The sequence below is a fragment of the Mycobacterium sp. E3198 genome (assembly GCF_001667015.1).
Lineage (GTDB): Bacteria > Actinomycetota > Actinomycetes > Mycobacteriales > Mycobacteriaceae > Mycobacterium.
In genome coordinates, this window is the sequence record NZ_LZIS01000158.1 from 40,220 (window position 1) to 46,573 (window position 6,354).

Sequence of the window (6,354 nt, forward strand, 5' to 3'; positions counted from 1 at the left end):
ATCGCCGCCCTACTGACCGGCCTTGGGTCCGGCGAACCACACTTCTGTCACCGCGCGGGTCTGGGGTGGTGGATAGACGGTGTCCGGCGTGCCGAGCGGACCGACCTTGACCGTCCACGTCGCCGACGAGCGGTCGATGCAGCTCCCGGCGCCCTGGCTGGGCAGCCACAGCACGTTGACGTTGGCGTAGGGGTCGGCGCAGTAATAGGCGGCCACGTACCCGTCGGCGCGGCCACCCCCCGCGCCGCCGTTGCGCAGCCGGCACTGGGTGCCGTCGTCGAGGGTCAATGCGAACGGCTCTGGCGTGGCGGTCGGCTGCACCGGCGGCAGCGAACCCTGGTACTTCACCCGGTGCATGGTCTTGGTCCAGGGATTGTTCACGCACAGCAGCGATCCCGGCGTGGACGGCCAGCAGGTGCCGGCGCCGGCCGCGCTGGGCGAGCAGGAGTAGACGTTGTCGGCCGTCGCCGACGGCGACGGTTCGCAGCCTTCGACGGTGACGACGTTGCCCTCCGGGGGCGACTCCCGGTATCCGTTCATCGGCTGGCCGTCGGGCCCGACGGCCATCACGCTGATCTGCTGGGTCGGCGGCGGATCGGCGGCGGCGGGGACCGGCAGCGACAAAACCGCCGCCGCCATTACGGCAAGGGGCATCAGGGCAACTCGCGACATTATTGAAGGGTACGGTGCGCATATGTCCGATCGAAACCGCCGTTTTCTGCTCCGCGAACGCCCCACCGGCCGCATCGGCCCCGGCACCTTCGAGCTGAGCGAGGAGGCGGTCCCGGAGATCGGCGACGGTGAGGCGCTGGTGCGCGTCGACTGGATATCGCTCGACCCGACGAACCGCATGTGGATCAACGACACGCCGACCTACCTGCCGCCGGTGGGCATCGGCGAGGTCATGCGCGCCGCCGGCCTCGGTGAGGTCGTCGCGTCGAAGAATCCGAACTATCCGGTCGGTCAGGCCGTGCAAGGCCTGCTCGGCTGGCAGGACTACGCCGTCATCTCGCCCACCGCGTTCGTGATGCCCGTCGACATCGCGGAGGGCATTGCGCCGAGCGCCTACCTGGGCGCGCTGGGATCGACCGGCCTGACCGCCTGGATCGGCATCCGCGACATCGGCAAGCCCAAGCCGGGCGAGACGGTCGTGGTGTCCGCCGCGGCGGGCGCGGTCGGGTCGGTCGCCGGGCAGCTCGCCAAGGCCGCCGGCGCCCGCGTCGTCGGGATCGCCGGCGGACCCGAGAAGTGCGCCCTGCTCACCGACCAACTCGGCCTCGACGCGGCCGTCGACCACCGCGCCGCCGACTGGGCCGCCCAGCTCGCCGCGGCCACCCCCGACGGCATCGACGTCGACTTCGAGAACGTCGGCGGCGACATCATGGACGCCGTCTTCGCGCGGCTGAACATCGGTGCACGCGTTGCCCTGTGCGGCCTGATCTCCGGCTACAACGCGGCCGATCCCCCGCCGGGACCGCGCGCCTTCGGCAACCTGCTCATCCAGCGCGCGACGGTGCAGGGCTTCATCGTCCTCGACCACCTCGGGCGGGCGCCGGAGGCGGCCACCGAGATCGCCGGCCTGATCGCCGACGGCACGCTGACGCCGCTCGAGACCGTCGTCGAGGGCTTCGAACAGCTGCCGACGGCGATCAACATGCTGTTCGACGGCAAGAACGTCGGCAAGCTCGTGGTGAAGCTGTCGAACTAGCCGCCGGCCACTACCGTTACCGCATGTTTCGCATGACGGTCCAGGACGTGTTCGTGATCCGCGGTCGCGGGGCGGTGGCCACCGGCCGCGTGGAATACGGGGAGCTGCGCGTCGGCGACCAGGTGCAGATCAACAACGGCCCGACCGTGCGGGTGGATGCGATCGAGGCTTTCCGCAAGAAGATCGACACCGCGACGGCCGGCGACAACGTCGGATTGCTCTTCAAGGCGCTCGACAAAAACGATCTCGCCGCCGGGGACGTGATCACCTCGTCAGGCGTCTTTTTGGCGTAATCCGAGACGCGTCACAACTGTCGCGGCCCGCGGGCCGCGCCTCTAATGTCTTCGCCATGGCATCCGGCGTTCCCTCACCCACGACGGCCGCGGACGCCGCCCCGCAGCTGCGCCGGGGCCTCGCCAACCGGCACATCCAGCTGATCGCGATCGGCGGGGCGATCGGCACCGGGCTGTTCATGGGCAGCGGAAAGACGATCTCGCTCGCCGGCCCGGCGGTACTGCTGGTGTACGCGCTCATCGGGTTTTTCGTGTTCTTCGTGCTGCGCGCGATGGGCGAACTGTTGTTGTCGAACCTGAACTACAAGTCGTTCGTCGACTTCGCCGCCGACCTGTTGGGCCCGGCGGCCGGCTTTTTCGTCGGCTGGTCCTACTGGTTCGCCTGGATCGTCACGGGCATCGCCGAGATCGTCGCGATCGCCGGCTACTCGAAGTTCTGGTGGCCCGACGTGCCCTTGTGGCTGCCGCCGCTGGTGACCGGCTGCGTCATCCTCGTGTTCAACCTGTCCAGCGTCCGCAACTTCGGGGAGATGGAGTTCTGGTTCGCCCTGATCAAGGTCGCGGCGATCGGGTGCCTCATCGTGGTGGGCGCCGTGCTGGTGGCGACGGATTTCGTGTCGCCGCAAGGCAATCGGGCGACAGTCGAGAACCTGTGGAACGACGGCGGGTTCTTCCCGACGGGGTTCATGGGCGTGGTCGGTGGGTTCCAGATCGCGTTCTTCGCATTCGTGGGGGTGGAACTCGTCGGCGCCGCGGCGGCCGAAACCGCCGATCCCTGCCGCACCCTCCCCCGCGCGATCAACGCCGTCCCTATCCGGGTGGCGATCTTCTACCTCGGTGCGCTGCTGGCGATCCTCACCGTCGTCCCGTGGCGGCACTTCGCCGGCGGCCAGTCCCCGTTCGTCATGATGTTCGCCTTGGCCGGGCTCGGCGCCGCGGCATCGATCGTCAACTTCGTGGTGACCACGGCGGCCGCCTCCTCGGCCAACTCCGGGGTCTTCTCCACCGGCCGCATGCTGTTCGGTCTGGCCGACAACGGCAGCGCCCCGTCGCCCTTTCGTCGGCTCAACGGCCGCGGCGTGCCCTCGGTCGCCCTCTTTCTCACCGCGGCGCTGCTGCTGACCTCCATTCCGCTGCTCTACGTCGGCGGTTCGGTCATGGGTGCGTTCACGCTGGTGACCACCGTCGCCTCGCTGTTGTTCATGTTCGTGTGGGCGGTGATCGTCGTCAGCTACCTCGCCTACCGGCGCCGGTACCCGCAACGTCACGCCGACTCGTCCTACCGGATGCCGGCCGGCACGGTGATGTGCTGGGCCATCCTCGGCTTCTTCGCGTTCGTGATCTGGACGCTGTGCACCGAACACGAAACCGCGATCGCCCTGGCATGGTTTCCGCTGTGGTTCGTGGTCCTGGCGGCCGGCTGGCTCGTGGTCCGGCGCCGGCCCGGCCGCGCCGAGCGGTACCGCCAATTCCAGGCCGAGCTCGACCAGGCCGCCTGACGCCGCTCCCCGGCTGAGGTTCTTGGGATCGGTAGCCGATCGCGCGCTCTGTACTTACCGCAACGACGACGCCACCCAGGCGGCGCCACGTGAAAGGAAGTCAGACAGATGAAGCTCGTTCCCGCCAGCCTCGAACAGCAGGTCAACCGCGTCGACCGTCAGCGCAGCCTGTACATCGGGATCGCCAACGCGTTGGTTGCGGTCTGGAGCGTCTACCGCGTGATCTGGGGGTTCTACCTGGCGATGACCTTCGATTGGGTCGCCGGCGCCATCATTCCGCAGCTGCTGCTCTGGGTCGTGATCGGTGCCATCTCGGGGGTCGTTGCCTTCGCGTTCCTGACCCGCTATTTCAAGGGGAGTTGATCCGGCCCGCTGGAAGCGGAAAGTCCCGAATCTGCTTGAGATTCGGGACTTTTCCCGTGGCCGGCTCAGCGCAGTTGCTGGATGCGGATGAGGTTGCCCGCCGGGTCGCGCACGGCGCAGTCGCGGAGACCGTAGGGCTGTTCGGTTGGCTCCTGGACGATTTCGGCGTCGGCGGCTTGCAGTTGCTCGAAGGCCCCGTCGAGGTCCTTGGTGGCGAGCAGGAGCATCGCGTAGGTGCCCTTGGCCATCATCTCCGCGATGGTGCGGCGCTCGTCGTCGGTGATGCCGGGATTGGCGGCCGGCGGGTTCAACACGATGGACGTGCCGGGCTGACCCGGAGGTCCGACCGTGATCCAGCGCATCTTGCCCTGGCCGACGTCGAGGCGGACCTCGAAGCCGAGGGTGTCGCGATAGAAGGCCAGCGAGGCTTCCGGGTCGTCGTGCGGGAGGAAACTCGAGTGAATCGTGATGTCCATGGCCTTACGCTAAATGCGGCCCGGCGACCCGCGCTTCTCGATTCCTGATCGGTCTGGTCACCTGCTTGGCGACGCACGGCGGCATCCCCGCGCTCACGTCGGCCCCCTGGCGCCGGTAAGCGCTGGGCGGCATGCCGACCAGTTCGGTGAACCGGGTGCTGAAGGTGCCCAGCGATGAGCAGCCGACCGCGAAACAGACCTCGGTGACGCTCAGGTCGCCGCGCCGCAGCAGCGCCATCGCCCGCTCGATGCGCCGCGTCATCAGATAGGAATAGGGCGATTCGCCGTAGGCGCGCCGGAATTCACGGCTCAGGTGCCCGGCGGACATGTGCACCCCGCGGGCGAGCGCCTCGACGTCCAGGGGTTGCGCGTAGTCCCGGTCCATCCGGTCGCGGACACGGCGCAGCAGCGCCAGGTCGCGCAGCTGTTGTTCGGCCGAGCTCGCGGTCACCTACGCGATGTTGCCACCAGGGCCGCCGGCCCCGAGACATAAGCCACTGCGATGTGTGTCGGCGATTCTTCGCAACTGGTTATGTGTCGCGGGAAGAGTTGCCGTCGGCGCGTACCGCCCGACCCGTCGAGCGCCTACGCGCCGACCAGCTCGGGGTGGAACTTCGCCGCCATCCGGCGCAACCCGTCCTGCCAGTCGACCGTCGTGCCGCCGATGAGCTCGTGCATCCGCTCCCCGTCGGTAGGGTTGCCCCGCAAAGCGTGCGCGCTCTCCTCGAACACCGGCTCCTTGCCGACGAGCGAGCCGAGGTAGGCGCACCATTCCTGGAGGCTCACGGCCTGGTCGCCGCACCAGTTGACGGTGGTCGCCGGGACCGACGCCGCCTCGAGCAGCTTGGGGACGGTCGCGATGATGTCGTCCTCGTGGATCGGGTTGTAGCGGGCGGGCCCGCCGGGCGGGACCGGGATCGGGATGCCCGCCAGCATCATCTCCATGTGGTAGTAGGGCCACCCGCCGTTGTTCCCGTAGGGCACGTTGAGGCGGGCGATGGTCGTCGGCACGTCGAGGATGCGCGCCATCGCGCGGGCGACGACCTCCCCGGCGATCTTGGAGATCGAATAGGTGGGGAACAAGAACTTGTGGTTGTCGCCGAGGGCGGCCTGCTCGGTCCGGGGTTCGTCGCCGGGCGGGTCGTAGACGGCCGCCGAGGAGCAGTGCAGGAAGGCCTTCGCCCCGCGGCAGTGCGCCATCAGCAGGCCGACCGATTCCGCGTTGGCGCCGAGGTCCTTGTCCCAATGTCCGCTCTTGGCGACCGCCAAGTTCAGGACGTAGTCGAAGTCGTCCGGGACGCCGGTGAAGTCGCCGGCCGCCAGGTCGACGGTCTGACACCGAATCCCCGCCTTCTCGAGGCCTTCTCGTGCGGCGGGGTTGCTGAAGCGGGCGATGCCCCACACTTCGTTTTCGGGGGCCAGTGCCAGGGCGATGGGGGTGGCGAGTTGGCCGGTCGGGCCGGTGATCAAGATCTTTGAGCCGCGCATGCGCTGATAGTAGGCGGTGCGATCCGCCGAGACGGACGGTGTCCGCATGACAGGCGCCGCCCACCGCCGTCGGCTACTGTTTTCGGATTATGGACGACCGCGACAAGGACCCGACGGTGGTGTTGCGGTACCTGGTGGGCCGGCCCCTCGCCGCCTCCGAGGTCTACGAGGCGTTCGGGTACCGCAAGTCTGCCTACTACAAGGCGGCCCGCGAGGGCAGGCTGATCACCGCGGACAACCTGATCAGGGCCGCCAAGTACTTCGGGCTGAACCCCATCGACCTACAGGTCCGCTTCGGGCTGGTCGCTCGCGAGGCCGTCACCGAATACGTGGAATCGGCGGCGGGCGCGCCGATGCCGCGCGAACTCTGACGGCACGGCACGAAAGTGCCGCCGGGACAACGGCCGGCCGACTTTCGCGCATTGTGCTCATCGGCGCGGTAGGGTCTGGTCAGTGTCAGGGTGAGGTTGCCGCTTGTTGCGGTGGTTGGATCCTGATCACCTGGTGTCTGGCTCATAGGGTCGCTG

General features: G+C 68.4%; 9 protein-coding genes. 5 read left to right on the forward strand and 4 right to left on the reverse strand.

Annotated features, from left to right (window positions below; translation table 11 throughout):
* Nucleotides 1–9: 9 nt before the first annotated feature.
* Complete coding sequence (locus A5673_RS17845; protein ID WP_068235094.1) at nt 10–672, reverse strand: hypothetical protein; 663 nt, start codon at nt 670–672, stop codon at nt 10–12.
* 22 nt (nt 673–694) lie between these two features.
* On the opposite strand from A5673_RS17845, the gene A5673_RS17850 reads away from it, so the two are divergent.
* The 4 genes from A5673_RS17850 to A5673_RS17865 all read left to right on the forward strand — a co-directional run bounded on the left by A5673_RS17850 (nt 695) and on the right by A5673_RS17865 (nt 3,863).
* Nucleotides 695–1,708, forward strand: a complete 1,014-nt coding sequence (locus A5673_RS17850) for an NADP-dependent oxidoreductase (protein WP_068235097.1) — start codon at nt 695–697, stop codon at nt 1,706–1,708.
* Between the two features lie 23 nt (nt 1,709–1,731).
* Nucleotides 1,732–2,001 carry an EF-Tu/IF-2/RF-3 family GTPase gene (locus tag A5673_RS17855; RefSeq protein ID WP_068235100.1) on the forward strand — a complete coding sequence of 90 codons (270 nt, stop codon included), beginning with the start codon at nt 1,732–1,734 and terminating at the stop codon, nt 1,999–2,001.
* Nucleotides 2,002–2,057: 56 nt separating this feature from the next.
* Nucleotides 2,058–3,500: an amino acid permease gene (locus A5673_RS17860; RefSeq protein ID WP_068235106.1), complete on the forward strand. Its 1,443-nt coding sequence runs from the start codon at nt 2,058–2,060 to the stop codon at nt 3,498–3,500.
* A gap of 108 nt (nt 3,501–3,608) precedes the next feature.
* Nucleotides 3,609–3,863 (forward strand): hypothetical protein, encoded by a 255-nt coding sequence (locus A5673_RS17865; RefSeq protein WP_068235107.1) that lies wholly within the window; start codon nt 3,609–3,611, stop codon nt 3,861–3,863.
* A gap of 65 nt (nt 3,864–3,928) precedes the next feature.
* Here A5673_RS17865 and A5673_RS17870 read toward each other — a convergent pair whose 3' ends face one another.
* The 3 genes from A5673_RS17870 to A5673_RS17880 all read right to left on the reverse strand — a co-directional run bounded on the left by A5673_RS17870 (nt 3,929) and on the right by A5673_RS17880 (nt 5,827).
* On the reverse strand, nt 3,929–4,339 hold the full coding sequence (locus A5673_RS17870; protein ID WP_068235108.1) for a VOC family protein: 411 nt from the start codon (nt 4,337–4,339) through the stop codon (nt 3,929–3,931).
* A gap of 4 nt (nt 4,340–4,343) precedes the next feature.
* Nucleotides 4,344–4,790 (reverse strand): helix-turn-helix transcriptional regulator, encoded by a 447-nt coding sequence (locus A5673_RS17875; RefSeq protein WP_068235109.1) that lies wholly within the window; start codon nt 4,788–4,790, stop codon nt 4,344–4,346.
* Nucleotides 4,791–4,924: 134 nt separating this feature from the next.
* Nucleotides 4,925–5,827: an NAD(P)-dependent oxidoreductase gene (locus tag A5673_RS17880; RefSeq protein ID WP_068235138.1), complete on the reverse strand. Its 903-nt coding sequence runs from the start codon at nt 5,825–5,827 to the stop codon at nt 4,925–4,927.
* 89 nt (nt 5,828–5,916) lie between these two features.
* On the opposite strand from A5673_RS17880, the gene A5673_RS17885 reads away from it, so the two are divergent.
* On the forward strand, nt 5,917–6,198 hold the full coding sequence (locus A5673_RS17885) for a hypothetical protein (RefSeq protein ID WP_068235111.1): 282 nt from the start codon (nt 5,917–5,919) through the stop codon (nt 6,196–6,198).
* Nucleotides 6,199–6,354: the final 156 nt, after the last annotated feature.